This is a genomic window from Terriglobales bacterium (assembly GCA_035561515.1).
Lineage (GTDB): Bacteria > Acidobacteriota > Terriglobia > Terriglobales > Acidobacteriaceae > DATMXP01.
In genome coordinates this window covers 81,416-105,551 of record DATMXP010000039.1, presented here as the reverse complement: position 1 = coordinate 105,551, position 24,136 = coordinate 81,416, and the positions used below count along the sequence as shown (strand labels likewise).

General features: G+C 56.6%; 24 protein-coding genes. 14 read left to right on the top strand and 10 right to left on the bottom strand.

Features of this window, described 5'->3' with window-relative positions; genetic code table 11:
• Positions 1-572: 572 nt before the first annotated feature.
• From VN577_17080 to dprA, 4 genes are all read right to left on the bottom strand, one after another.
• Positions 573-968 carry a hypothetical protein gene (locus tag VN577_17080; GenBank protein HWR16541.1) on the bottom strand — a complete coding sequence of 132 codons (396 nt, stop codon included), beginning with the start codon at positions 966-968 and terminating at the stop codon, positions 573-575.
• Between the two features lie 155 nt (positions 969-1,123).
• Complete coding sequence (locus VN577_17075; GenBank protein HWR16540.1) at positions 1,124-1,570, bottom strand: hypothetical protein; 447 nt, start codon at positions 1,568-1,570, stop codon at positions 1,124-1,126.
• 105 nt (positions 1,571-1,675) lie between these two features.
• Entirely contained in the window at positions 1,676-4,162 is a 2,487-nt protein-coding gene (gene topA, locus VN577_17070) for a type I DNA topoisomerase (protein HWR16539.1), read from the bottom strand.
• A gap of 103 nt (positions 4,163-4,265) precedes the next feature.
• Positions 4,266-5,417 (bottom strand): DNA-processing protein DprA, encoded by a 1,152-nt coding sequence (gene dprA, locus VN577_17065; GenBank protein HWR16538.1) that lies wholly within the window; start codon positions 5,415-5,417, stop codon positions 4,266-4,268.
• A 104-nt stretch (positions 5,418-5,521) separates the two neighbouring features.
• Between dprA and VN577_17060 the strand changes: the two genes are divergently transcribed.
• The 3 genes from VN577_17060 to mqnC all read left to right on the top strand — a co-directional run bounded on the left by VN577_17060 (position 5,522) and on the right by mqnC (position 8,203).
• Positions 5,522-6,379, top strand: coding sequence for a menaquinone biosynthesis protein (locus tag VN577_17060; GenBank protein ID HWR16537.1), 858 nt, complete (start codon positions 5,522-5,524; stop codon positions 6,377-6,379).
• Positions 6,380-6,444: 65 nt separating this feature from the next.
• Positions 6,445-7,104: a VTT domain-containing protein gene (locus VN577_17055; protein HWR16536.1), complete on the top strand. Its 660-nt coding sequence runs from the start codon at positions 6,445-6,447 to the stop codon at positions 7,102-7,104.
• Between the two features lie 52 nt (positions 7,105-7,156).
• Complete coding sequence (gene mqnC, locus VN577_17050; protein HWR16535.1) at positions 7,157-8,203, top strand: cyclic dehypoxanthinyl futalosine synthase; 1,047 nt, start codon at positions 7,157-7,159, stop codon at positions 8,201-8,203.
• A 61-nt stretch (positions 8,204-8,264) separates the two neighbouring features.
• On the opposite strand, the gene rnk is transcribed toward mqnC, so the two are convergent.
• The 3 genes from rnk to VN577_17035 form a co-directional block, all read right to left on the bottom strand.
• Positions 8,265-8,675: a nucleoside diphosphate kinase regulator gene (rnk, locus tag VN577_17045; protein ID HWR16534.1), complete on the bottom strand. Its 411-nt coding sequence runs from the start codon at positions 8,673-8,675 to the stop codon at positions 8,265-8,267.
• Positions 8,672-8,968 carry a hypothetical protein gene (locus VN577_17040; protein ID HWR16533.1) on the bottom strand — a complete coding sequence of 99 codons (297 nt, stop codon included), beginning with the start codon at positions 8,966-8,968 and terminating at the stop codon, positions 8,672-8,674. Before VN577_17040 ends, rnk begins: the two co-directional genes overlap by 4 nt.
• A gap of 84 nt (positions 8,969-9,052) precedes the next feature.
• Complete coding sequence (locus VN577_17035; protein HWR16532.1) at positions 9,053-9,328, bottom strand: hypothetical protein; 276 nt, start codon at positions 9,326-9,328, stop codon at positions 9,053-9,055.
• A gap of 214 nt (positions 9,329-9,542) precedes the next feature.
• On the opposite strand from VN577_17035, the gene VN577_17030 reads away from it, so the two are divergent.
• The 7 genes from VN577_17030 (at position 9,543) to VN577_17000 (ending at position 16,536) form a co-directional block, all read left to right on the top strand.
• Positions 9,543-11,201: a cellulose synthase family protein gene (locus VN577_17030; protein HWR16531.1), complete on the top strand. Its 1,659-nt coding sequence runs from the start codon at positions 9,543-9,545 to the stop codon at positions 11,199-11,201.
• A 109-nt stretch (positions 11,202-11,310) separates the two neighbouring features.
• Positions 11,311-12,306 (top strand): substrate-binding domain-containing protein, encoded by a 996-nt coding sequence (locus VN577_17025; GenBank protein HWR16530.1) that lies wholly within the window; start codon positions 11,311-11,313, stop codon positions 12,304-12,306.
• Between the two features lie 108 nt (positions 12,307-12,414).
• Complete coding sequence (locus VN577_17020; protein HWR16529.1) at positions 12,415-13,422, top strand: SDR family oxidoreductase; 1,008 nt, start codon at positions 12,415-12,417, stop codon at positions 13,420-13,422.
• Positions 13,423-13,487: 65 nt separating this feature from the next.
• Positions 13,488-14,810 (top strand): Xaa-Pro peptidase family protein, encoded by a 1,323-nt coding sequence (locus VN577_17015; GenBank protein ID HWR16528.1) that lies wholly within the window; start codon positions 13,488-13,490, stop codon positions 14,808-14,810.
• 72 nt (positions 14,811-14,882) lie between these two features.
• On the top strand, positions 14,883-15,059 hold the full coding sequence (locus VN577_17010) for a hypothetical protein (GenBank protein HWR16527.1): 177 nt from the start codon (positions 14,883-14,885) through the stop codon (positions 15,057-15,059).
• 7 nt (positions 15,060-15,066) lie between these two features.
• Entirely contained in the window at positions 15,067-15,648 is a 582-nt protein-coding gene (locus VN577_17005; protein ID HWR16526.1) for a biotin transporter BioY, read from the top strand.
• Between the two features lie 30 nt (positions 15,649-15,678).
• Positions 15,679-16,536 (top strand): MqnA/MqnD/SBP family protein, encoded by an 858-nt coding sequence (locus tag VN577_17000; protein HWR16525.1) that lies wholly within the window; start codon positions 15,679-15,681, stop codon positions 16,534-16,536.
• 65 nt (positions 16,537-16,601) lie between these two features.
• On the opposite strand, the gene VN577_16995 is transcribed toward VN577_17000, so the two are convergent.
• Both VN577_16995 and VN577_16990 read right to left on the bottom strand, forming a co-directional pair.
• Positions 16,602-17,135: a hypothetical protein gene (locus VN577_16995; protein HWR16524.1), complete on the bottom strand. Its 534-nt coding sequence runs from the start codon at positions 17,133-17,135 to the stop codon at positions 16,602-16,604.
• Between the two features lie 6 nt (positions 17,136-17,141).
• Positions 17,142-18,260 carry a hypothetical protein gene (locus VN577_16990; protein ID HWR16523.1) on the bottom strand — a complete coding sequence of 373 codons (1,119 nt, stop codon included), beginning with the start codon at positions 18,258-18,260 and terminating at the stop codon, positions 17,142-17,144.
• A gap of 153 nt (positions 18,261-18,413) precedes the next feature.
• Between VN577_16990 and VN577_16985 the strand changes: the two genes are divergently transcribed.
• The 4 genes from VN577_16985 to VN577_16970 all read left to right on the top strand — a co-directional run bounded on the left by VN577_16985 (position 18,414) and on the right by VN577_16970 (position 23,827).
• Positions 18,414-19,124 carry an HAD family hydrolase gene (locus VN577_16985; protein HWR16522.1) on the top strand — a complete coding sequence of 237 codons (711 nt, stop codon included), beginning with the start codon at positions 18,414-18,416 and terminating at the stop codon, positions 19,122-19,124.
• Positions 19,125-19,310: 186 nt separating this feature from the next.
• Positions 19,311-20,534, top strand: a complete 1,224-nt coding sequence (locus tag VN577_16980; GenBank protein HWR16521.1) for an HD domain-containing phosphohydrolase — start codon at positions 19,311-19,313, stop codon at positions 20,532-20,534.
• A 90-nt stretch (positions 20,535-20,624) separates the two neighbouring features.
• Positions 20,625-22,571, top strand: a complete 1,947-nt coding sequence (locus tag VN577_16975) for a DUF1800 domain-containing protein (GenBank protein ID HWR16520.1) — start codon at positions 20,625-20,627, stop codon at positions 22,569-22,571.
• Positions 22,572-22,579: 8 nt separating this feature from the next.
• Positions 22,580-23,827, top strand: a complete 1,248-nt coding sequence (locus tag VN577_16970; GenBank protein ID HWR16519.1) for a DUF1501 domain-containing protein — start codon at positions 22,580-22,582, stop codon at positions 23,825-23,827.
• On the opposite strand, the gene VN577_16965 is transcribed toward VN577_16970, so the two are convergent.
• The gene (locus VN577_16965) at positions 23,824-24,135 is read right to left on the bottom strand and encodes a Rieske 2Fe-2S domain-containing protein (protein ID HWR16518.1); all 312 of its coding nucleotides are present in this window, start codon (positions 24,133-24,135) and stop codon (positions 23,824-23,826) included. The genes VN577_16970 and VN577_16965 overlap by 4 nt on opposite strands.
• Between the last annotated feature and the right edge of the window lies 1 nt (position 24,136).

The window sequence follows — 24,136 nt, the reverse complement described above, 5'->3', positions numbered from 1 at the left end:
TTCCAAATCTCTGTGATACATCTCACAATCTTTTGTGATGATCCCAACTACTCTGGTTCCGAATCGGAACGCCTGTCTTACAAGTCCAATCTTTTCAACAGCCCTTCTCACCCTCCCCGGCGCCTTGTCCACCTTGCCGTGACGCATGCACCAAGTCGGTGTACATAAGCGTTTTCAGGCCCTCGTGACAAAAGGAACACCGGTTTGGTTCGTGTGCAGCACCGGAATTGTGATTCGGCCCACCTACGATTCGTGCTGACCACGGTAACTCCCGAACGTTACCGGAGCGACGTTTACTTAGCTCCACGTCGGGAATACAGTTCGCTCATCGACGCTGTGACATGGGGATCGGAGATGGAACTCACAGCAGCAATAGCGGGGGGACCATGTGGAAGGCTCTGTATCTGGGATTCGGGGTGTTGGTCGCTCGGTGGCTATTTAGGCGGCGACTGGAATCCGATGGGCTGATTCGATTACGGGAATTGGGCGGACTCTAACCGCCATTAGGTTGTGCCGGACATGTACCGGCTGGCTGTTTCGGGGGAGGTGGCCAGCCGGGTCCGGCACGTTTCTTATGCGGCGCGTTTCGGAGACTTCTTCTTCTCCACAATTCCGAACTTGCCTTCCGGACTGCGATAAAACCGCTTCTTTGCCCTTGCCCGGATGTATAGCATTTGCGGAAGAGTATGGGCAGGCTTCACCCCAAACTCCTGCCGGATGGCTTCCATGATTTCCTCGGCCTTCATTTCGCCGTGCTTTTCGATCATCCTCTCTGCCATATCCAGCGTCGATAACTGGTTCTCGACAGCCATCGGCATGGAGACCAGTGTTCCACCGCGGCGATTGCCGGCGGCACTGTAGGTTTTGAGTAGGTGTTGAATCGCCTGTTGACGCCGGGTAAGTTGCTCCATCCTTTTATGGATGTCGTTCAACTCGCGGCGAAGCACATCAGTCAAGTTCTGAGCCATTGTTCTAAACCGTTTCGAAAAGGGGTATAAGCCGATGGAAAACAGCTACCTGAAGAGATGCCCGGGCCTCAGGGATGGTTTTCCGAGTTCCCGCTTGAACTGTGAAACACAATAGAAAACCCGGCCGCAGCCGGGTTTGGTGGGAATGCAACCGCCTATTTCTTCTGTGCCGCAGCCATGGACCGCATCCGCTCCACCCGCGCCACGAACGCCTGCAACTTCTTCCGGCCCGCTTCCGACCGGTTGATGAGCGTCTCGCACTTCTTCATGGCTTCGGGATTCGCCATCTTCTCGCGAACACCTTCGAGATGCGGATAGATCTTGGCCATGATGAAGAACATTTCCCCTTGCGTGTCCAGGAACAGTTCCTCGTTTACTGCACCGTGCAGTGCCAGCGTTGCCGCCATCTCCCAATAGCTTGTCACCATCCGGAAGTAGCGGTTGGCGTCCGACCCCATCGCGGAAACCACGCTCATGACTTCATCTGCCGATGTCGGATGGAATTCCATGGCGAACCAGTTCCTTGCCTTTCGCATTTCGGGTTCGCGACGAAGATCGTACAACTGTATAACCACCTGTGCATCTGCTGCCGTAGCTGACATATTGGCTCTCCTGCTTGCTTGCGCAAGCCCTCCGTTTAGGTCGAAATTTCAGCAAAATTATAAAGCCCGGCAACAGCAAGCCGGGCTTCAGGAGCAATTTGAGTTTTACGCGACTGCTGTCGGGGCCGCCAACTCTGGGGCCTCCCTCTCGTAGTCGCACTTGTCATTCGGACACGCGATGACCGGTCCGGCCTTCAGGAATTTCTGCACCAGGTGATCGTGTCCGCACTTCGGGCACTTTTCCGGAACGGGTCTCTGCGCCGACGTGAACTTACACTTCGGGTAGCGCGAGCATCCGTAGAAGGAATTTCCTCTGCGGCGCGCCCGCTTCTCGACAAGCTCACCCTCTTTGCATTCCGGACACTTCATGCCGATGAAGTTCTGCTTGATGTACTTGCAGTCCGGGTAACCCGAGCACGACGTAAACTCGCCGTAACGGCCGTGACGCAGCACCATGTTGCGTCCGCATTCGGGGCACTTCTCTTCCAGCGGAATGTCCGGCACCTTCTTGCCCTGATCCAGTCGCCGGGTAGTCTTGCAGTCCGGATACCCCGAGCATGCCATGAACTGCCCGAACCGGCCGCGTTTCAGTACCATCGGACGTCCGCAGTTCTCGCAGTATTCTTCCTGCGTCGTCTCCTGCATGCCGTCCGCTTGGTCGAGATCGGTCAGGTTGATCGGGTTTTCTTTCGTAAACGTGCAGCTCTCGGGATTCTTCTTGTCGTACGCGGAACACGCGTAGAACGATCCGTGCTTGCCCCACTTCAGCACCAGCGGCGATCCGCACCGTTCACACTTCTCGTCGGTGGGCTTTTCCATCGCCTTCAGGTTCTCCATGTGCTTTTCGGCATAGGAGAGGTCCTTCTGGAATTTTTCGTAGAAATCGCGCATCGCATCGGTCCACTTCTCTTCGCCGTTTTCGATGTCGTCGAGTTCTTCTTCCAGTCGTGCCGTGTAGGCAGGATCGAAGATGTCCTTGAAGTTCTCCACCAGCAGGTCGGTGACTACCAGTCCGATTTCCGTCGGCGCAAACTTGCCGCCGACTTTGGTCACGTATTGGCGCTCCTGGATCGTCGTCAGAATCGCAGCATACGTAGACGGACGCCCGATGCCGCGCTCTTCCAGTTCCTTCACCAGCGAGGCTTCGTTGTAGCGCGGCGGAGGTTCCGTAAAGTGCTGCTCCGGCTTCAACTCTTTCAGCTTCAGTTTCTGGCCGGCTTCAAGCGCAGGCAACTTGTGCTTCAGCGCCTCGTCCTCTTCGTCCTTCGTATCCTTCGCTTCTTCGTAGACCTTCAGGAAACCGTCAAACTTCAGAACGGAACCCGTCACGCGGAAGCGGTACGACTCGTTGTTCTTTGACGCGTCGATATCAACGGTCGTCTGGTCGAACACAGCCGGGGTCATCTGAGACGCGACGAAGCGCTGCCAGATCAGCTTGTAAACCTTGTACTCGTCTTCCTGGAGGTACTTCTTAATCTCATCAGGATGCCGTGTTACGGATGTCGGGCGAATCGCTTCGTGCGCTTCCTGCGCGCCCTTCTGCTTTGACTTGTACGTATTCGCCGATTCGGGCAGATACTGCGGTCCATACTGCGCAGGGATGTACTCGCGCACTTCCGCCAGAGCGTCATTCGACACTCGCGTCGAATCCGTACGCATGTATGTAATCAGACCGACGAGGCCTTCATCGCCGAGTTCCACGCCTTCATACAAGCGTTGCGCGATCATCATCGTGCGCTTCACCGAGAAGCGAAGTTTGCGCGACGAATCCTGCTGCAATTTCGAAGTCGTGAACGGAGCCGTGGCATTCCGGCGACGCTCTTTCTTGTCGACCGATTTGACGGTCCAGTCGGCGCCCTCGAGGAACGAAACAATCTTCTTCGACTCTTCCTCGTTCGGGACTTCAATCTTCTCGTCGCCCTTACCGATTAATCGGGCGTCGAATGCCGGAGGCTTGGGTCCTGCAAGGTGCGCGTCAATCGTCCAGTATTCCTGTTTAACGAACGCTTTGATTTCGCGCTCGCGTTCCACGATCAGTCGTAGCGCTACCGTTTGCACGCGCCCGGCGGAAAGCCCACGCCGAACCTTGTCCCAAAGCAGCGGCGACACCTGGTAACCGACGATGCGGTCCAGCACACGCCGCGTCTGCTGCGCGTCCACGAGGTTGCGATCGATATCGCGCGTGTGCTCGAAAGCGTCTTTCACCGCGCGCTGCGTGATTTCGTTGAAAGTCACGCGGCGGATGTCCACCGCCTCGGCAGACTTCTTTTTCTTCTTGCCGTCGAATCCGTCGCCGCCAAGTTCCTCGGCCAGATGGGCGGCAATCGCTTCACCTTCGCGGTCAGGGTCAGGCGCCAGGTAAATGGTGTCTGCTGATTTCGCCAGCTTCTTCAGTTTGGAAAGGACCTTTTCCTTTCCAGGTATCACGATGTATTCGGTATCGAAATCGCCCTCGACATCCACGCCCAGGTTGTTCTTCGGCAGGTCTTTCACGTGTCCGTATGAAGCTTCGACACTGAACCCCTTGCCCAGATACTTCTGGATCGTTTTTGCCTTCGCAGGCGACTCGACAATCACTAAACCTTTAGCCAACTTTTCCTCTAGGTTCTTTGGAAGACTTCACTGACACTAGCACGAAATAAATCAGTCTGTCAGTCAGTCAGTCTATCAGCCTCTTGTTTTCAACCGCTTACGATCAGAAAGTGCGAACAAAGTTCTTGCCGGGCAACTGTCGAATCTTACTCGACAGTTCCAGTTCGAACAGCGCTGCAAACAACTCCGAAGAACTCATCGCGCCGCTTAGCTTTTCCACCAACTCGTCGATGTGCGTCATGTCGTCCGCCTTGAGCAACGCATAGATTTTCTTCTCATGGGGCGACATGGCTGCGCCGTCAAACAAAGATGCTGTCTCGGGCTTGGAAGATTCATTCGGCTTCTCAGCCTCGAGTTGCAGCCTCACCTCCGACGGCAACTCCTCCCACACGTCCTCCCAGGTCGCAACCAACTTCGCGCCCTGTTTAATCAGCGTGTTCGGACCCCAAGACAATTTGTTCGTCACATTCCCCGGAACTGCGTAGACTTCCCGCGACTGTTCCAAAGCGCAGCGCGCCGTGATGCGCGTGCCGCTGTACTCGCCGGCCTCTACGACCAATACTCCGATCGCCAGTCCACTGATAATCCGGTTACGAATGGGAAAGTTCTGCGGAGCCGCGAAAGTCCCTATGGGAAACTCTGAAATCAGCGCGCCTCCAAGCGAAACTATCTGCTCGGCCAGCTTGCCGTTCTCTCGCGGATAGATCACGTCAACGCCAGTCCCAAAGACCCCAATCGTCTTCCCCTTGGCGTTGACGACCCCTCGATGCGCGGCGGTATCCACCCCACGCGCCAGTCCACTAATAATGATGATCCCTCGGGCCGAAAGGTCGCAGGAGAGCCTTTCCGACATCCCTACCCCGTACGGCGTTGGATGCCTCGTACCCACCACCGCCACGCCCGACTGCCTCAGGATCGAAGCATCTCCTCGGACGTACAAACACAGCGGCGGATCGTAGATCTCCAGCAGCCTCTCCGGATAATCTTCATCCGCCGGCGTCACAATCTTTGCTCCGGCCGCCTTCGCCTTTACCACCTCGTCTTCCGCTTTGTTGAGCGACGCCCCTGTCGCAATCGACTGTGCTGAAACAGCCTGCAACCCGGTCGCCTCCAGTTCTGTCAGCGACGCATGGAACACGTTCGCGGCCGATCCGAAGTGTCCCACGAGTTTTTTTCCACGAGTTGGGCCTAAACCGGGGGTCAGAGACAGGGCGAGCCAGTAGGACTGCTGTGAAACTTCGCTTTGGACGGCCATTTTCAAGGGTTCCTATTTTGGGATTCCGCGTCGCAGGCTATCTGCCTTATCTCCTTGCGTCAAGGAACTGCGTCGCATAGCCTTGTTACAATCGTTGGTTTGCTATGCGTCGTCTGCGCATTTCTGCCATCTCGTTCCTCAACACCGCACCTTTGATGTGGGACTTCGAGCACTCCACACCAGAAACACGAGAGTCCCTGCAACGTTTCGATTTCACTTACACGGTCCCGTCCCAGTGTGCGCAGGCGCTCCTCGAAGGTACTGGAGATATCGGCATCATTCCGTCGATTACCTACGCCACGATTCCCGGACTCGCCATCCTTCCCGACGTCGCGATCGCCTCGAAAAACGAAGTCCGCAGCATCCTACTCGTCCACAAAAAGCCAATCGAAGACGTCCGTACCATTGCGCTCGACACCTCTTCGCGCACCTCGGTCGTCCTCACAAAGATCCTGCTGACGAAGTTTTTCCGCGGTGCGGAACGCGAGTACGTAACCATGCCTGCCGATCCGGAGGCAATGCTGAAGCACTGCGATGCCGGCCTCCTTATCGGAGACCCCGCCCTCCAGGTCGATCGCTCGCGTTATGCCGCACTCGACCTCGCGCAGGAATGGCGACGCATTACCGGCAAACCTTTCGTCTTTGCTTTTTGGGCGGTGCGCATGGCCGCGCTATCCGGAACGCCCGAGGACTACGCCCTTGGAAACATCTTCAGCCGTTCACGCGATAACGGGCTCAAGCCCGCAAGCCTCGACGTGATCGCGCGCGAATGGGCTCCGCGCATCGGCCTTACCGAAGATGGCGTCCGCCAGTACCTAACTGAAAACATCCATTACACGCTGGACGCTGAGAACACCGAGGGACTGGAACTCTTCTACCGGTACGCCTTCGAGTTGGGACTTATCCCCGAAATCCCCTCACTTCGCCTGCTCGGGAAACTCGCCTTTCATCTCTACCACTAGGACAAATCGCGGCTCCATGCAGTGTTTCGGGGTTCCCACGGCATCAGACCTAGTGCTGGGGAATCATGAATGTTGCCGTTTTCATCGTCGCTGCTGCCGCTAAGGGCGTAAAACATTGGCTATTTCGCCTTGGCGGACCGGGAATGATCCTTGTCGCACTCATCGACAACTCCTTTATTCCCCTGCCTGGTAGCCTCGATGTCTTCACCATTCTACTTTCCGCCGGCAATCACCCGTACTGGCCGTACTACGCCAGCATGGCAACGCTCGGCTCCGTCATCGGCGCCTATCTCACGTACCGCATCGGCAAGAAGGGCGGCAAAGAGATGCTGGAAAAGAAGATCGGCAAGGAAAAGGCTGAGAAGGTTTATCAAAAATTCGAGACCGCAGGATTCACCACCGTTACGGTGGGCGTGATGATCCCACCGCCATTCCCGGTATTCCCTCTGCTGCTTGCTGCCGGAGCACTCCAGTACCCCACAAAAAAGTTCCTGTCTGCCATCGCCGTCGGACGTGCCATCCGCTTTACCGTTGCCGCTCTTCTCGGCGTCTTCTTCGGTCGCGCCATCATCGGATTCTTCTCCCATTACTACAAACCCGCGCTTTATGGACTACTTGGCCTCGCTGTCGTCGCCTCCATGGGAGGCGTCCTTTACTACTTCCGCTGGCGGAAGAAGCGCAAAGCAAGCGCCGGGCATTCCCGCCCTCAGGAGAAAGCGGCGTAGCTCACCGCTAGCTCCTACACCCTGCTGTTCGCTACAATCGAAGCAGTCCGTTATGTCCCTGACCAAACAACAAGCCCTTGAGATGTTCCGTTCCGACGACCTTATCGGCATCGGAATGGAAGCCGACGCTGTTCGCCGCCAGTTCCACCCGGAAGGCACCGTCACATACATCATTGACCGCAACATTAACTACACGAACTTCTGCACCGAATACTGCACTTTCTGTGCGTTCTACCGGCCGCTCAAGGGCAAAATGGCCGCCGAGGGCTACATCCTCGACTTCGAAACCATCTACGAAAAGATTCGCGAAACCGTGGAACTCGGCGGCACCGGCGTGCTCATGCAGGGAGGCCTGCATCCCGATCTCAAAATCGACTGGCATGAGCAGATGCTCCGCGGCATCAAGCAGCGCTTCCCGCAGATCCATTTACACTGCTACTCCGCATCCGAAATTCTCGCCATTGCCGAATACAGCAATCTCACCGTCGAAGACACCATCAAGCGCCTCCGCGAAGCCGGACTCGACTCCATCCCCGGCGGCGGTGCCGAAATCCTCGACGATGAAGTACGCCATCGCATCGCGCGCCTCAAGTGCCTCACTGAAGATTGGCTGCACGTCCACCGTACCGCCCACAAGCTTGGCATGCGGACCACGGCAACCATGATGTTCGGCGTCGGCGAATCGTTCGAGCACCGCATCAACCACTTCCAGGCCATCTACGATTTGCAGCAAGAGACCGGCGGATTCACCGCCTTCATCCCCTGGAGCTTCCAACCCAAGCACACCGCACTCGGCGGACGCGGTTGGGACGAAGCCACCGCCGTTGAATATCTCAAGACGCTCGCTATCTCGCGCCTCTTCCTCTCCAACGTTCTCAACATTCAGTCCAGCTGGGTTACCCAGGGATTGAAGGTCTGCCAGATGGGACTTCGTTTCGGCGGGAACGACGTTGGCAGCGTCATGCTGGAAGAAAACGTTGTGAAGGCGGCTGGAACTTCGAATTGCACTACGGAAGAAGAACTGCGCCGGATCATTCGTGATGCTGGGTTCCGGCCCGCACGGCGCGACACCCTTTACCGGCAATATTTCCTGAATTAATCACCATCACGGCGCGGTATCCAATCAAAGAGAAATGGGGGACCTCAAGTCCCCCATACGATCACGCCACACTCGCCGCTCTCTGCGGCGCGGTAACTTCGTCAATCCGGAATCTTCGCATCCCTCCCGGAGTCGGCCATTCCACCTCCACTCCCGGACGGTATCCCAGCAGTGCCGTCCCGATCGGTGCCAGCACCGAGATCATCTTTTGCTCGTAGTCGGCCTGGCGGGGAAACACGATCGTGAACTCTAACTGCTTGCCCGTTTCAAGATCGGTGACGCGAACCTTGGCGTTGATCGTCACTACATCCGCCGGCATGTCATTTGGATCGCAGAGTATGGCGCGATCCACTTCCGCCTGGAGCAGGTCGAGTGCTTCCACGTCCGCGTGACCATAACGGCGTGCCGATTCAATCAGCGGCTGCAATCTCTGCAGGTCGTATGCAGTCATATAGATCGTTCGTTTCGTCATGTCGTCCTCCTTGGGGTGATACCGTCTTCCTCTTTTGTCTCGACTGGCCTCGTCTCCATCTGTCGCACCAGTATGCTGAGCGTAGCCACCTCGGCCTGTAGCTGCGCGGAGAGCGCATGGCGCTCAATCAGGCCGTCTTCCCGTGCCAGCAGGAAAGCACAGTTCGAGAGGCTCTGTAGGGCATTCCGCATGCGATGAAAGATGCGCTGGTCTTCTGCCAAACTTGGCCCAGCGAAAGTGGGCGGACTGGGGGTAAGCAAGAAAGAATTGCCAATGGACACGATTTTCTCCATTTGCGCTCCTGGCGCGGTTGAGGCACACGCAAGCGTGCCACGGTTGTTCCGTTTAACTGCTGGGAGATTCAGCGTTACGAGGTGCTAAATGATCCGGGTACAGAGCCGGTTGATCAGTTCCGTCCCGCTAGCCTGCGGCACCTGGGAGAAAGCCTGCAGGTTCAATTCCGGTGTAAGAGGAAAGCTGGTAAGCACCGGAACGGCTAGAGCCGCCACTTGGGCGGCAAACTTCTTCGCGCTCAAAACAGACTTCGGCATCGGCACACCAGCCGACACAAACAACACCAGCACCGATACGATCAACACCAGCCCAATGCCGAATTTGTAGCGCTTCGTCATCACTAGGTTTGATGATGTCACAGGTCCTTGAGGATTTCAATTTCAGTGCTGTTGTTCATTTCGTTGCGTGTTTAGACTCAACTTACTCGCAGTTCCTCCTTGCGACCCATCCTGCGCTTTACTACCCTATGCATCCGGGAGTGTTCATGGGTTTCTGGATCGTTCATCCTCAACCTCGTCCCCGACGGCATTGAACCTTCCGCTACAATGATCATTTGTCATTCCGGGCTTGCCCGTGCTTGCGGAGTCTCCCCTGTTCCACGCATTCATACTTGCGGTCTTCTTTTTTGCGCAGCAACGCGGTTTTGGCCATTGGGTACGCACGCACGTTCTCGATACCACCTTCCGGGGGATCTATCGCGCCAACGCCTTCGACATGGCGCTGCTTATCCCCTACTTCATCGTCCTGGTCGCGCTCGCTTTTTACGGCATGCATCGGTATCAGCTCGTCTGGATGTATTACCGCAACCGTAAGAACAAGGTCACCGAACCCGAGAGCCGGTTCTCCGAGCTGCCCACGGTCACCATCCAACTTCCAATTTTCAACGAGCAGTTCGTCATCGACCGTCTTGTCGACGCCGTCTGCAAGATGAACTACCCGCGCGAAAAACTCGAGATCCAGGTCCTCGACGATTCCACCGACGAAACCACCGAGGTGGCGCGCGCGGTCGTCGATCGCTATGCCGCCATGGGATACCCGGTCACCTTCATCCATCGCGACAACCGCGAAGGCTTCAAGGCGGGAGCGTTGCAGAACGGCATGAAGTACTCGAAGGGAGAGTTCATCGCCATCTTCGACGCCGACTTCGTTCCACCGGAAGAATGGCTGATGAAGGTAATCCATCACTTCGTCAACCCGAAGATCGGCATGGTGCAGACCCGCTGGACGCACCTGAACCGCAACTACTCGTTCCTCACCGAAGTCGAAGCCATTCTGCTCGACGGACACTTCGTCCTTGAGCACGGCGGACGCTCGCGCTCCAACGTCTTCTTCAACTTCAATGGAACCGCCGGGATGTGGCGCCGTCAGGCTATCGTGGACGCCGGAGGCTGGCAGCACGACACGCTCACCGAAGATACCGACCTCTCCTACCGCGCTCAGTTGAAGGGCTACAAATTCCGCTACCTTCAAGACGTCGAGTGCCCGGCCGAGTTGCCAATTGAGATGACCGCCTTTAAGACCCAGCAGGCACGCTGGGCCAAGGGCCTTATCCAGTGCGCAATCAAGGATCTCCCGTTCGTTCTGAAAGACAAGACCGTATCGCGCCGGGAAAAGCTCGAAGCGTGGTACCACCTGACGGCAAACATCAGCTATCCGCTGATGATCGTCCTGTCCACGCTGCTGCTGCCGGCGATGATCATCCGCTTCTACCAGGGCTGGTTCCAGATGCTGTACATCGACCTGCCCCTGTTCATGGCGTCAACCTTCTCGATATCGAGCTTCTACCTCGTCTCGCAGAAGGAACTACATCCGAAGACGTGGCTGCGCACGTTCCTCTATCTGCCGTTCCTCATGGCGCTCGGCATCGGCCTGACGATTACTAATACGAAGGCCGTGCTGGAGGCGCTGCGCGGAAAGCAAACCGCGTTCGCGCGCACGCCGAAGTACCGAGTGATGAGCAAGGCGGACAAGACCGTCGCTGCCAAGAAGTACCGCAAACGCCTTGGTCTGATTCCCTACGTCGAGTTGCTGATCGGAAGCTACTTTGCTCTAACGGTGTGGTACGCCATAGCGAACGAAAACTACATCACGGTCCCGTTCCTGATCTTGTTTGTCGTGGGCTACTGGTACACGGGCCTCATGTCGCTGTTCCAGGGACGCTTCGAACGCCTGGGCTGGAACCAGGGCGTCGGCGAAGAAGAACACATCAAGCCCTTTCCGGTTGGCGTTTAACTGCCGGGAACATCGTCGGCCTTGGTGGTGTCAAACATTGCATAGTTGTAGTTGCATTGTCTGGCATCTACAATCTTCGGTTCTCCCCGTTAAGTCTGGAGGTGCAATCATGAATATCTTGAAAAAGCTTACTGGTGCGGTACTTCTTCTTGTCGCAGTTGCGTTGCTGCTCGGTTGCGGACGCCGTCACGAGGCCGACGAATACTACGTGATGGTCGTTGCGAACAAATCTATTCCTTACTGGCAGACGGCTGCCTCGGGCTTCTATGAAGCAGCCCGGCAGATGAACGTGAAGGCAGAAGTCGTGGGTCCCGATAACTACGACCCGAACGCCGAGAAGCAGGAATTCCAGCGCATTCTAGCCAAGAAGCCGGCCGGAATCATCATCTCCGCCGCCGATCCTGAACTGATGAAGTCGGAAATCGATGCCGCTGCATCCCAGGGCATCCCTGTCATCACCATCGACGCAGATTCGCCTAATAGCAATCGCCTGTACTTTGTCGGAACTAACAACTACCAAGCCGGAACCATAGGCGGCGAAGCCGCGGCAAAGCAACTGAATGGCAAGGGCAACGTCATCGTGTTCACCATTCCGACCCAATTAAATCTCGTGGAGCGCATGCACGGTTACCGCGACGTTTTTGCCAAGTACCCGGGCATCAAAGTGGTTCGCGAAGTGGACATGAAGGGCGACCCGCGCATCGTCTTCGACCAGGTGCAAGCCGTACTCGACAAGAAGGAAGCGATCGACGGCTTCATCTCCCTTGAGGCCCAGGGCGGAGACGAGATCGCAACAGTGCTCAACAACAACAAGGTAACCGGCAAGGTCGTTGTTGCCATGGACACGGACGATGCCACGCTGGATGGCATCAAGAAGGGATTGATCAACGCCACGATCGCGCAGAAGCCTTACACCATGGGTTACGTGGGCATTAAGGCGGTGGATGACTACTACCACAACAAAGCCGAACTCTCGAAGATGGCCTCCGCAAAGAGTCCGATGTCTCCGGTTCCTGCCTACGTCGACACTGGCGTGTCGCTGGTGGACAAGAGCAACGTTGACCAGATCCAGCAGGCGATTCAGCAGTCGCAAACCAAAAAGTAAACCCTTCCGCACCGAAGGCCCGGCCGCGCGCCGGGCCTTTTTGTTTATGGCCATCTTCCGGTTGGGCGCTCACATCTCTCGGTTAAACCACAAATGGGAGCGCATGGAATGAGAGAAGAGGTAGGCGGCAGAGTGGTGGTAATAACCGGTGCGTCCAGCGGCATTGGACGCGCAACAGCACTTCGTTTTGCACGTGCGGGCGACAGCGTAGTCGTTTCGGCCCGGCGCAAGAATCTGTTGAAGGATCTAGTCGAGGAATGCGAGGCACTGGGCACGGAAGCGCTTGCGGTCGAGAGCGACGTGAGCGATCACAATTCGGTCGAGAAACTTGCCAAGGCTGCCATCAAGAGATTCGGGCGCATCGATGTCTGGATCAACAACGCCGGCGTCGGCGCAGTCGGCAAATTCGACGAGATTCCGATCGAGGAACACCAGCGCCTGATTGAGACCAACGTCAACGGAACGCTGAACGGCTCGCAGGTTGCATTGCACCGGTTCAAAGAACAAGGCAGCGGAGTGCTGATCAATATTTCGTCCGTACTGGGCAAGATCACCCAGCCTTACATGAGCTCGTACTCGGCTTCCAAGCACGCCATTCGCGCGCTCTCAGGATGCATCCGGCAGGAACTCTGGCTCGACGATTACGAAGACATCCATGTGTGCACGGTCTTCCCGCAATCGGTGGACACGCCATTCTTCGAGCACGAAGCGAACTACAGCGGTTTCGAAGTAAAGCCCGCTCCGCCCATTGAAACACCCGAAAAAGCCGCCGAGATTATCTTCAACCTGGCCGAGAACCCGCAGGACGAAGCTCACGTCGGCAAGATGGGCAAGTGGATGGGGATACAGCAGAAGCTGTCACGACCGGTGACCGAGAAGGAAATGGCGTTGATGACCGACCGGAAGCACTTCGATAAATCGAAGAAAGTCGACGCCCACTCGGGTACCCTCTGGAACCCATCGAAATCGGAAAAGGGCGAAATTCACGGTGGCTGGAAGAATGGCTCCAAGATGAAAAAGCCGTTGAGTGCCGCGGCGATGGCCGTTCCGGCGCTCGTTGGACTTTACGTCGTGCTGAAAAATCGGAAGTCGTCCCAATTGGAGCGTGTAGCTTAAGAAAAGCCTCGGGTTGCGGCGGTTAGGCCGTATAATTCGCGGACTAACCGCCTTTCGAGGAAATTGTGCGCAAGACACTGATCGCTGTTCTCCTGCTGGCCTCGACATTTTGCCTCGCTCTCGAACGTCAACCGAACGCCGATTACCGTGCCCGGCGGGTCGCCTTGTCCAAACTGGCCGGCGATCATGGGATGTTTCTGGTTTTTGCAGGCACGGAGTCGGAAGGCCCGAACGCGGTATATGGCTTTCGCCAGAACGAAGACTTCTATTACCTGACCGGCATCATCGAACCAGGCGGCGTGCTGCTGGTGGCTCCCGCGGTGGAAGCGAAGGGCGAAGACGCCGCTCGCGCCTATTCCGAAGTCCTCTTCCTTCCAGTTCGAAATGCGGTGGAAGAGAAATGGACGGGCATAAAGCCCGGCCCGGCCGATCCGGACATTCGCGAGCGCACCGGTGTGGATCGCGTGGCGGCACTCGACCGCATGCGCGATGAATTGATCAAGATTGCTCCGCAGGGACAAACAACGGTGTTCGTAAATAAGAGTGCTGAAACCGATGCGGCTGCAGAATGGCTGCAACGGACCAACTCGTTTCCCGGTTTCACAAGGTTCGAGGATGGCAGCGACAAGATCGCAGAGATACGCAGCATCAAAGACGCCGGCGAGTTGGCGCTGCTGAAGAAGGCAGCCGACGCAACCGCTGCGGCCCATCTTGCGGCGATGAAGGCGATGAAGCCCGGCGTCACCGAGCACGAGATAGGCGCCCTGATGACGTACGAATACGCCCGTCGTGGCTGTGAGCGCCCCGCATATGCCCCGATTGTAGGCAGCGGGTTCAACTCGACCGTTCTGCACTACTCAGCCGGTCCGAGGGTCATCAAGGACGGAGATATTGTGGTGATCGATGTGGGCGGCGAATATTCCATGTACGCCAACGACACCACGCGCACGATTCCGGCGAACGGCAAATTCACGGCTCGCCAACGAGAGATCTACAACGTGGTGCTTGGGGCAGCGCAAGCTGCTATCGCGGCGTTTAAATCGGGAGAATCTACGCTTGACCGTCAGAAGGGCAAGTCGCTGCACCTTGTCGCTTACGATTACATCAACACGCACGGTAAGGACTTGAAGGGAAAGCCACTTGGAAAGTACTTCATTCACGGACTCGGCCATCGCGTAGGACTGAATGTCCACGACCCGGGTCCCACGAGCAAGCCGCTCGGCCCGGGAGAAGTTTTTACGATCGAACCAGGCATTTACATTCCTGAAGAAAATCTTGGAGTTCGAATCGAGGACACGTTCTACGTGGACGAGAACGGAAAGTTGATCAACTTGACCGGCAGTCTGCCGAAGACCGCAGACGAAATTGAGCGAGCTATGCAGAAATAACGCCTGCCTGCGCAGTACAATCTCTACTTAGACCGCCGCCTGAGCGGCGGTTTTTGATATTCTAAGTACCTTGTGTTCATCAAAGCTCTGTATGTACTGCTGGTCCTGTGCCTGATTGCGCTCGTCGGTGCAGTGGCCGCCGCATACGTGAAGATCCGACGGCACATGAAGGATTCCACGAAGAATCCTGAAGGGGCCGTTTCCCAGATGCACCACGAGACCCCACCCGGCACGAGGACCGGAAGTTAGGATAATCATGCAAAATTCTGCAGTGCAGGCAGTCAAAGCTCGGACAGTCTCTTTGCCGTTCCAGGTGTTGCTGGTGGTTGGTGCCACGCTATTGATGGCGATCCTGGCACGATTCTCCATGCCGCTTCCGTTCACGCCGGTCGTTCTCACGCTCTCGAACCTGGGCGTCCTCTTCATCGGATTGGCACTGGGAAGCCGCCGGGCGGCAGCTTCGATGTTGCTGTACCTGGGCGCTGGGGCCATGGGCCTCCCGGTCTTCAGCAATGGCGGACCTGGTGGCGTGGCGCAGATCCTGGGTCCGACGGGCGGCTACCTGATGGCCTATCCGCTGGCCGCGTTTGTGGCCGGTTGGATTGCGGAGCGCGGGACGCACAGCGTTTCCCGTTTTGCAATTGCCGCAGTACTGGGTGAGATGGTTCTGTTCGCAGGTGGCATTAGCTGGCTGATCGCACTCGGTGCGAATTTTGTCCAGGCGACGAATTGGGGTGTTTACCCGTTTGTATTCGGAGAAGTAAGCAAGATCATGGTAGCGGTAGGCGCCTCCTTGCATCTGCATCGTTCCAACAAATTTCAGGGCTTCATAAGCTAAAGGAGTTCCCGCTGTTTAGCGGCAAGAAATATGGTTACAAGCAGTGCTTCGTCTAAAGTGCAAGAAATAAGTGTTGCGCACAGTCCGGATTCGGATGACGCGTTCATGTTTTACGGTCTCGCGACCAACAAAGTCCGTGTTCCGGGCCTGAAGTTCAACCACACGCTCTGCGATATCGAGACGCTGAACCGGAAAGCGATGGAAGGTGTTTACGACGTCACCGCAATCTCGTTCCACGCTTATCCCTACCTGCAGGACAAGTATGCGCTGATGACCTGCGGCGGCAGCGTTGGTGACGGCTATGGCCCGATGATCGTTTCGACACGGAGCTTCTCGATCCACGAAATTAAGCAGATCAAGATCGCGGTGCCCGGAACACTGACGACGGCATACTTGGCGTTAAAGCTGTTTGCCCCGGGAATCGAAACGGAAGTTGTTCCCTTCGACCAGATTATCCCGGAAGTGGTGGCCGGCAAGTACGAAGCGGGCCTGATTATCCATGAAGGTCAGTTGACGTACGCGAAGTCGGGCCTGCACCGGATCATCGACCTTGGCAAGTGGTGGCGCGACATTACGGGTCTTCCTCTTCCGCTGGGCGGTAATGCGATCCGCCGCGAGTTGGGGCCTGAGGTTATCCATAACGTCTCGGTGGCGCTGAAAGACAGCATTCAATATGCGCTGGATCACCGCGATGAAGCCCTTCAGTACGCTATGCAGTTCGCCCGCGACCTGGACACGGCCTCAGCGGACAAGTTCGTCGGCATGTACGTCAACGAGCGTACCGTCGATTACGGCAGCGACGGGCGCGAAGCGGTGCGCCGTCTGCTCGACATGGGTCACAAGGCCGGCATCATCGCGCATGCGGCGAAAGTGGACTGGATGGAATAACCGCAGTTCGCCAGAAATAATAAGCCCGGCTAGAAGAAGCCGGGCTTACTATTGCCAGCGTAGGTTCACTCCACCTGGTCGGGGAAGCTGAACCTTGGGTCCAAATCTACGGGCACGTGCTCGGTCTTCTTTAGCGCTTTAGCAAGATGCTCGGGCATCTTGTCGTATTTCTTAAACCAGGCCTCGGCACGTGCACGATCGCCCGTCGCCTCGATCTCCAGCAGTTCCTTCGCCAACGCTGCAATCGATGGTCCGATTTTCTGGTGGTCAACTACATACCGGCCTGACGCGTCTTGTTTGTAGGCGCCGCTCTCAAGGTGATAGTTGAACTCCATCATTTCGGCCTGACCGTGAGCTTCTCCGATGCCGAATCGCAAGGTGCGGAAATTGCCCGCGAGATATGAAGCGTAATATTCCTCCAGCTTTTCCTTCGGAAGCACTCCCTTGTCGACAAGATAACGCAGCGCCCACATGCCGACCACGTCGGCTTTGGCTTCCTCCAGCGCGCTGAACATGGGGCCAATGGCTTCATTGATACCAACCTGGCCGTTCGGCGTGCGCGCGCTTACCGGGCCAATGCCATGGCTGATTTCATGCATCAGCGTTCAGGCCATATACCCTTCACCAGTCGCCTTCGCAGCCTGCTCAGGGGTCATCAGCAGCTTGGCGATAGGCAAGATTACATAGTTCACGCGAGCGTCCATGAAGTTCTTGAAGAAGATCTTCTTGCTGCCCTTCTGCTCGTGGATGCGCCGGTCGTTTGGCAGATTGTCGGCGACGGCCTGGTAACCATAGCGGAGATCGCCGCCGCGGAACGGTGTGTCCACCACTTCCATCGGCATGTGATGACCTTTCTTCGAAGGCCGGTCTTCCGCCGGAAGCGGCAGGGCGTCCTGCAGCTCTGCGACGTATTGCTGGTACATCTCGAGTTTCTTGCTCTCCTCATCGTTGCGGATAAGGACGGCGGGACCGTAGGACGTTTTCACACCGAGCAGTTCGTCGAGATAGGTTTCGTACGGCGCCATGATGACATCGATCTTCGGATTCTTCAGGTCAAGCCAGGCGAGATCGCTTTCGTAGAAGTCGTCGGTCAGAAGAGCCTTCGCACGGAGACGAAGGAAGTCGGCGAATGCCTTGTCATCGGTGAGATCGGCAGCTTCACGCAGGGCTTTTGCAGCTGGCTCGAGAAAAGACTTGTACGCAACGGAATACGGGATGGCCTGCAACTTGCCGCCCTGCTGGCGGACCACGGTGTAGCCACTGTAGATGGCGGCCTTTTGTTCCGGATGTTCCTTCACGTATTGTTCGATCTCGTCGCGCGTCAGCCCCGCCGGGTAGAATCCGCGCCCTGGGCGGTAAGGATCGTCGCCAATGAACGGCTTGTTTTCGTTCAGCAAGTCGTAGCGGCTTCCGTTGATGCTGAGAAAGCGCCGCACTCGCTGGTCCTGCGGGTGCCTGCTGCCTTTGAGTTGCTCATACAGCATCAAGCCCTCGGGATCACTCTGGCGCCAATAGATATCGTTCAGATAACGTGTGGCCATGACGAGTTTCTGCACGACCTTTACTTCTTTTGGCGTCAGCCCCGAAGAATGGAACGGCATCCGGACCGGCTTCCACTTCGCCAGTTGTTTCGCGAGGTCGGGCGTGACTTTCATTGAACAGGTGACGCAAGCGGTGGTCGCCTTCTGCGCCGCCTTCTTCGCTGGGCGCGTTCTCGCTGTCATGGAAATACTGGAAAATGCAAATAGAAGGAGCAGGAACCCCGACATCATCATTCGCATACTGCCCCGAATTTTAACAAAGCAAGAAGCACCGAGCATGCGAGGTGCGGTTCACCGAAGGACGAACACCATTTAGAATGCTGTGTAGTTCCCTTCATGCATTCCATTCGATCAAATGGCGCCCAAACCCTGCTTATCGATGCTGACGATACGCTCTGGGAAAACAACATCTATTTCGAACGTGCGATTGCTAAGTTCATTTCGTACCTCGACCACAAGGAACATTCGCGCGAACAAGTACGCGAGATTCTGAACGAGGTCGAGCGCGGAAACATCCTCACGCACGGATACGGGCTGCACAGCTTCGCGCATGCGCTGATAACGACCTTCGAGAAGCTGAGTGTCGATCCGGTGACCCCGGAGATGCACGCTACGATTCACAGCTTCTGCCACGAGATTGCGGAGCATCCGGTGGAAGTCATCGACGGTGTCGCCGAGACGCTGGAATATCTCTCCGGCAAGCATCACCTGATTATGATGACCAAGGGCAACATCACCGAGCAGACCGGGAAGATCGAGCGGTCAGGATTAAAGCACTACTTTGCAGCGATCGAGATCGTTGCGGAAAAGGACGTGCCGACGTATCGCGGAATCATGGAGAAATATGAGCTCGCGCGCGAAAGCAGTTGGATGGTTGGCAACTCCCCAAAATCGGACATCAACCCGGCAATTGGGGCAGGCATCCATGCTGTGTTCGTTCCCCATGACAATACGTGGATCATGGAGCATGAAGAAGTCTGCAGCGAGACGGGCGATTGTCGCTTATTACAGTTGGAGCGTTTCAGCGATTTGCGCTTGCACTTCTGAGTTGAATTCGGGCAGGTAACCAATGTCGGTTTCGTACCGGTTACTTCCGTGCTATTCCCGTTTTTGCCCTGTTCCTGCTGCACCAAACTGAGTAACAAACAATCGCAGACCGGCGTGTTAGTCTCAGGTTGCTCTAGTGATTCAGCTCGCTCCCAGGTGAGCTTTAAAGATAACAATTTCCGGCGCATGCTGTTGATCTTCGAGGCCCTAGCGGACCTTGGATCCCTCATGACCGCCGACCGCGATTTTCCCGAGACAGCCGGCAGCGTCCTGTCGCTCGTGATGGACGCAGTCGATGCACGGGAAGGCGCACTCTTTTTGTTCCGCGATCGCCCTGCGATGATGGCATCCATCTTTGCCAAGGGCTTCCTCACCTTTCCAGATCAAGCAGTCATTCCTTTACTACCGAAGCATGTCCACGCGCTGACGTCGCTCCGTGCCCCCCTGCCGATATCGGCGAAGAGCTACGAGGGCTACCTCACCGCCAACGGCAACGTTGCACCCGAACTGTTCAAGTGTATTGTTCCTCTTCGGGTTGGAAACAAACTGGTTGGCATGACTGCACTCGGCCGGCGCGGCGAAGATGCGGTGTATTCGGCCGAAGATATCGAAGCACTGCGGATGTTGAGCCATTACGTGGCGCTCGGCGTGAACAACTACACGTTGAGCCAGTCGCTGGCGCAGCGGGTTTCAGAGCATCTGCGTCTGTTGGCGTCGGTACAAAGCTTCTACGACAACGCGCTGGAAACGTTTGCAAACGCCATCGACATCAAGCACATCAATATCCGTGGACACTCGCTACGCGTGGGCCGCTATGCAGCCGGCATCTCGGATGCGATGGGGCTTGACCCGGCGGAGATTACCGGTATCCGGGCGAGCGGCTATCTGCACGATATCGGCAAAGTCGCCGTCGATAAAGCGTTGTTCGGGAAACCCAGCAAGCTGAATGCGGATGAGTTCCGCGAGATGGCGGATCATACTGTCATCGGGCATCAGATCGTGCATGGGGTGCAGTTCCCGTGGGCGCATGTGCCGGAGGTGGTACGGAATCATCACGAGCGCGCCGACGGCAGCGGGTATCCCGACAAGCTTCACCTGGATGAACTTGCCACTCCGGTGCGGGTCATCGGACTGGCTGACACCTTCGATGCCATGACGTCGGAGCGTCCGTACCGGCACTCGCTGACAGTGGGCGAGGCTTTGAGCGACATCATCCGGAATACACCTACCAAGTTCGATCCGATTGCGGTGCAGGCGCTGTTGATACAGATCCGCCGCGAAGCCTCCGGCAGCAATAAGAGCAAGTTCCTTGACGATCGCATCGTGTGCAACATCGCACCCACGGACGTGGATGTGCTCGCCTCCATGCTGAACCATCGCCTGAACAACGGGCGCGTCTACTCGAATTAGTCCTCCCGTAAACGAAGTAATTCCTTCCTCCAGCAACTTTTGCTGCTACTCAGGGTGATAATTCTGCATATGTCGCCGTGGGGGGACGGAATGAGGGTATACCAGCGTAAGCTCTCCATCCTTGTTGTTGGCCTGATGTTGTTGACTGGAACTGGAGTTCTTTGGGCAGGCAAATCGAAGAAACTGGATGACCGACAGCGTGCGATCCACGCTCTCAACCGATTGACATTTGGAGTCCGCCCGGGCGATGTGGACCGTGTTCTTGCCATCGGTATCGACAAGTGGATCGATCAGCAATTGCAGCCCGAGCGCATTGACGATACCGCTCTCGACGGCCGACTGTCGCAGTTTCGCACGCTCAAGATGAGCACCAGGGAGATTGTAGAGAAGTTTCCACCTCCTCAACTGGTGAAGGCGGTGGCACAAGGACGAGCCCCCTTGCCATCCGACCCGGTCCAACGGGCAGTGTACGAGTCGCAGATAAGCAGGATGCAGGAGAAGCAGGCAACCGCGAACGATGGAGCGACTCCTGATACCTCGATGGGCCGGCGCGAAACACGACAGTTTGCTGCCGCGAAGTTCGATGAACTCGTGGATCTTCCGGCCAACAAACGGATGGAAGCGATACTGAAGATGTCCCCGGGAGAACGACGCGAGTTTGTGCAGGGCCTGACACAACAGCAAAGACTGAAACTATTCGAATCGTTTTCTCCTGAACAGCGGGAACAGCTACTGGCACTACGCAGTCCACAACTGGTGGTTGTCACCGAACTGCAGCAGGCGAAAATACTTCGCGCTGCTTACAGCGAACATCAACTCGAAGAGGTGATGACGGACTTCTGGTTCAACCATTTCAACGTTTTCATCGGCAAAGGCCCGGAACGTTACCTCACGACGTCGTACGAGCGCGATGTAATCCGGCCGTACGCAATGGGCAAGTTCAAAGACCTGCTCGTCGCGACGGCGAAGAGTCCGGCAATGCTGTGGTACCTGGATAATTGCCAGAGTGTAGGCCCGGATTCTGATTTCGCACGCTACGGGCCAGAGCGGTTGGAACGGATGGCGGGCTATGCACGACGTCGTCGCCCGCAACTCACACCCCAACGCGTGGAGCAGATCAAGAAGAACATGCCGAAGGGCCTGAATGAGAACTATGCGCGCGAGCTTATGGAACTGCACACACTCGGCGTGGACGGCGGGTACACGCAAAAGGATGTTACCGAAGTTGCTAAAGTGTTTACCGGGTGGACGATCAAACAACCTCGCCGCGGTGGCGGTTACGAGTTCGACGAACGGCGCCACGAGCCAGGCTCAAAGTACGTACTGGGAAAGACGATCAAGCACTCGGGAGAAAAGGAAGGCATCACCGTCCTCGATATGCTGGCACACCATCCTTCGACCGCCCGATTCATATCCAAGAAGCTTGCTATCCGGTTTGTGTCGGACGACCCGCCGGAAACACTCGTCGACCGCATGGCCGACACCTTCCTGAAGACTGACGGCAATATCCGCGAAGTGTTACGCACCATGTTCCGCTCAGAAGAGTTCTGGTCGCCAGACATCTATCGTGCAAAGGTGAAGACACTGTTTGAGTTTGTAGTGTCATCGATTCGTGCGACGGGAGCCGACGTCGAAACTGCCCTCCCGGTCATCCAGACGCTGAACAAAATGGGGATGCCGCTGTACGGCCAGCAGCCTCCGACCGGATACCCAATGAAAGCGGAAGCATGGGTGAATTCGGCGGCACTGCTGAACCGTATGAACTTCGGACTCGCGATGGCAGCCGGCAGACAGCCGGGAGTTGCGTTCGATCCGCAGCAGCTCACAAGCACTGATACAGCGGACCCAGGCGCTTCGTTATGGCAACTGGAACGCGTTTTGCTGTCGGGAGAAGTATCGGATCAAACGCACAGCACGATCATGAAGCAGATGGAAGACCCTAAGTTCACTCGCACGGAAGCGCTGAATACGCCTACCTCAAGCACGAGGGTAATAACAGGACTCATTCTCGGCTCGCCCGAGTTTCAGCGTCGATAGGAAGAACCATGAACATTACTCGGCGAATTTTCGTGCGACAGGGAGCTCTGACGGTTATTGGAACAGCAGCGATCCCGGCATTTCTGTCCCGGATTGCCTTTTCGGCTGAGAGTTCCAGTAGCGGAAAGAAGCGCATGGTGGTGATCTTCCAGCGTGGAGCCGTGGACGGCCTGAACGTAGTGATTCCGCACGGCGAGAGCAACTACTTCTCCATGCGTCCGACCTTGGCCGTACCTCGGCAAAAGATACTCGACCTGGATGGTTTTTTCGGGCTGCATCCGTCGATGGCTGCCTTTCAGCCGCTCTGGAGATCTAGCCAACTGGCCATCGTTCACGCGGCGGGTTCGCCGGACAACACACGTTCGCATTTCGATGCGCAGGATTACATGGAGTCCGGCACGCCCGGTAGAAAATCCACAGAAGATGGCTGGCTGAATCGCGTGCTGGCGACCGAAGCGATTCGTGGACAGAAGGAATCTCCTTTTCGCGCCGTCGCCATGGGCGGGCACCTGCCGAGGATTCTTTCCGGTACGGAACCGGCGGTCGCCATCGACAACATCAACAACTTCGGCATCGCAGGCCGTAACGCCGAGGCTGCGCCTCTGGCAAATACGTTCGAGTCGATGTATGCCGAGTCGGTGGATACAGTGCTGCATGGCACCGGATCGGAGACGTTCGATGCCGTCAAGATGTTGAAGTCAGCCGATCCGCAACGCTACACCCCAGCGAACGGCGCAAACTACCCTCGTGGTCCCCTGGGGCAAGCCCTACGCCAGACCGCGCAACTGATTAAGGCTGATCTCGGAGTGGAAGTCGCATTCGCTGACGTAGGCGGATGGGACACTCACGTAAACCAGGGCGGCGAGCAAGGACAACTTGCCAATCGTCTCTCGGACTTCTCGCAGTCGATTGCTGCATTCTGGACCGACCTTGGCCCACTCGCCGACAGCACGGTGTTGGTGACAATGTCGGAGTTCGGCCGCACGGCACGGGAAAATGGCACACGCGGTACCGATCATGGGCATGCGAATGTGATGTTTGTATTGGGAGGTCCAGTGAAAGGCGGCCGCGTGTACGGTGAGTGGCCCGGACTGGCACCGGAACAACTAAACGAGGGCCGCGACTTGGTCCTCACGACCGACTTCCGCCGGGTACTAGGTGAGGTTGTTTACCGGCATCTTGGAAGCTGGCAGTTGGAGAGAGTGTTTCCGGGGTTTGAGAACAACGTAGGGTATTTTCTGAAGCTGCTCGGCTAATCGTCCAGCCCGATCAGGACATCGTCGCCTTCGATCTTGAGCGGATACGTCTGGACGCGCACATTGGGATTGTGAGCAGAAGCCCCGGTATTCACGTCGAACATCCATCCATGCCAGGGGCAAACAATCTTGTTGCCATCGACCACACCTTGACCAAGTGGGCCTCCGCGATGGGCGCAGACGTTGTCCATGGCAGCGCATTCCAAGCCCGTGTTGGCGATGCAAATCGTTTTGCCGTGGATTTCGAACTCACGAGCTTCTCCTTCGGGTGGCAACTCCGAAATGGTTGTGAGCTTTACGAATGGCATT

Coding starts and splice junctions, on each gene's coding strand:
- VN577_17080 (HWR16541.1), bottom strand. CDS start 968: ATGGCTCAGAACTTGACTGATGTGCTTCGCCGCGAGTTGAACGACATC.
- VN577_17075 (HWR16540.1), bottom strand. CDS start 1,570: ATGTCAGCTACGGCAGCAGATGCACAGGTGGTTATACAGTTGTACGAT.
- dprA (HWR16538.1), bottom strand. CDS start 5,417: ATGGCCGTCCAAAGCGAAGTTTCACAGCAGTCCTACTGGCTCGCCCTG.
- VN577_17060 (HWR16537.1), top strand. CDS start 5,522: ATGCGTCGTCTGCGCATTTCTGCCATCTCGTTCCTCAACACCGCACCT.
- VN577_17055 (HWR16536.1), top strand. CDS start 6,445: ATGAATGTTGCCGTTTTCATCGTCGCTGCTGCCGCTAAGGGCGTAAAA.
- mqnC (HWR16535.1), top strand. CDS start 7,157: ATGTCCCTGACCAAACAACAAGCCCTTGAGATGTTCCGTTCCGACGAC.
- rnk (HWR16534.1), bottom strand. CDS start 8,675: ATGACGAAACGAACGATCTATATGACTGCATACGACCTGCAGAGATTG.
- VN577_17040 (HWR16533.1), bottom strand. CDS start 8,968: ATGGAGAAAATCGTGTCCATTGGCAATTCTTTCTTGCTTACCCCCAGT.
- VN577_17025 (HWR16530.1), top strand. CDS start 11,311: ATGAATATCTTGAAAAAGCTTACTGGTGCGGTACTTCTTCTTGTCGCA.
- VN577_17020 (HWR16529.1), top strand. CDS start 12,415: ATGAGAGAAGAGGTAGGCGGCAGAGTGGTGGTAATAACCGGTGCGTCC.
- VN577_17005 (HWR16526.1), top strand. CDS start 15,067: ATGCAAAATTCTGCAGTGCAGGCAGTCAAAGCTCGGACAGTCTCTTTG.
- VN577_17000 (HWR16525.1), top strand. CDS start 15,679: ATGGTTACAAGCAGTGCTTCGTCTAAAGTGCAAGAAATAAGTGTTGCG.
- VN577_16995 (HWR16524.1), bottom strand. CDS start 17,135: ATGCATGAAATCAGCCATGGCATTGGCCCGGTAAGCGCGCGCACGCCG.
- VN577_16990 (HWR16523.1), bottom strand. CDS start 18,260: ATGACAGCGAGAACGCGCCCAGCGAAGAAGGCGGCGCAGAAGGCGACC.
- VN577_16985 (HWR16522.1), top strand. CDS start 18,414: ATGCATTCCATTCGATCAAATGGCGCCCAAACCCTGCTTATCGATGCT.
- VN577_16980 (HWR16521.1), top strand. CDS start 19,311: ATGCTGTTGATCTTCGAGGCCCTAGCGGACCTTGGATCCCTCATGACC.
- VN577_16975 (HWR16520.1), top strand. CDS start 20,625: ATGAGGGTATACCAGCGTAAGCTCTCCATCCTTGTTGTTGGCCTGATG.
- VN577_16970 (HWR16519.1), top strand. CDS start 22,580: ATGAACATTACTCGGCGAATTTTCGTGCGACAGGGAGCTCTGACGGTT.
- VN577_16965 (HWR16518.1), bottom strand. CDS start 24,135: ATGCCATTCGTAAAGCTCACAACCATTTCGGAGTTGCCACCCGAAGGA.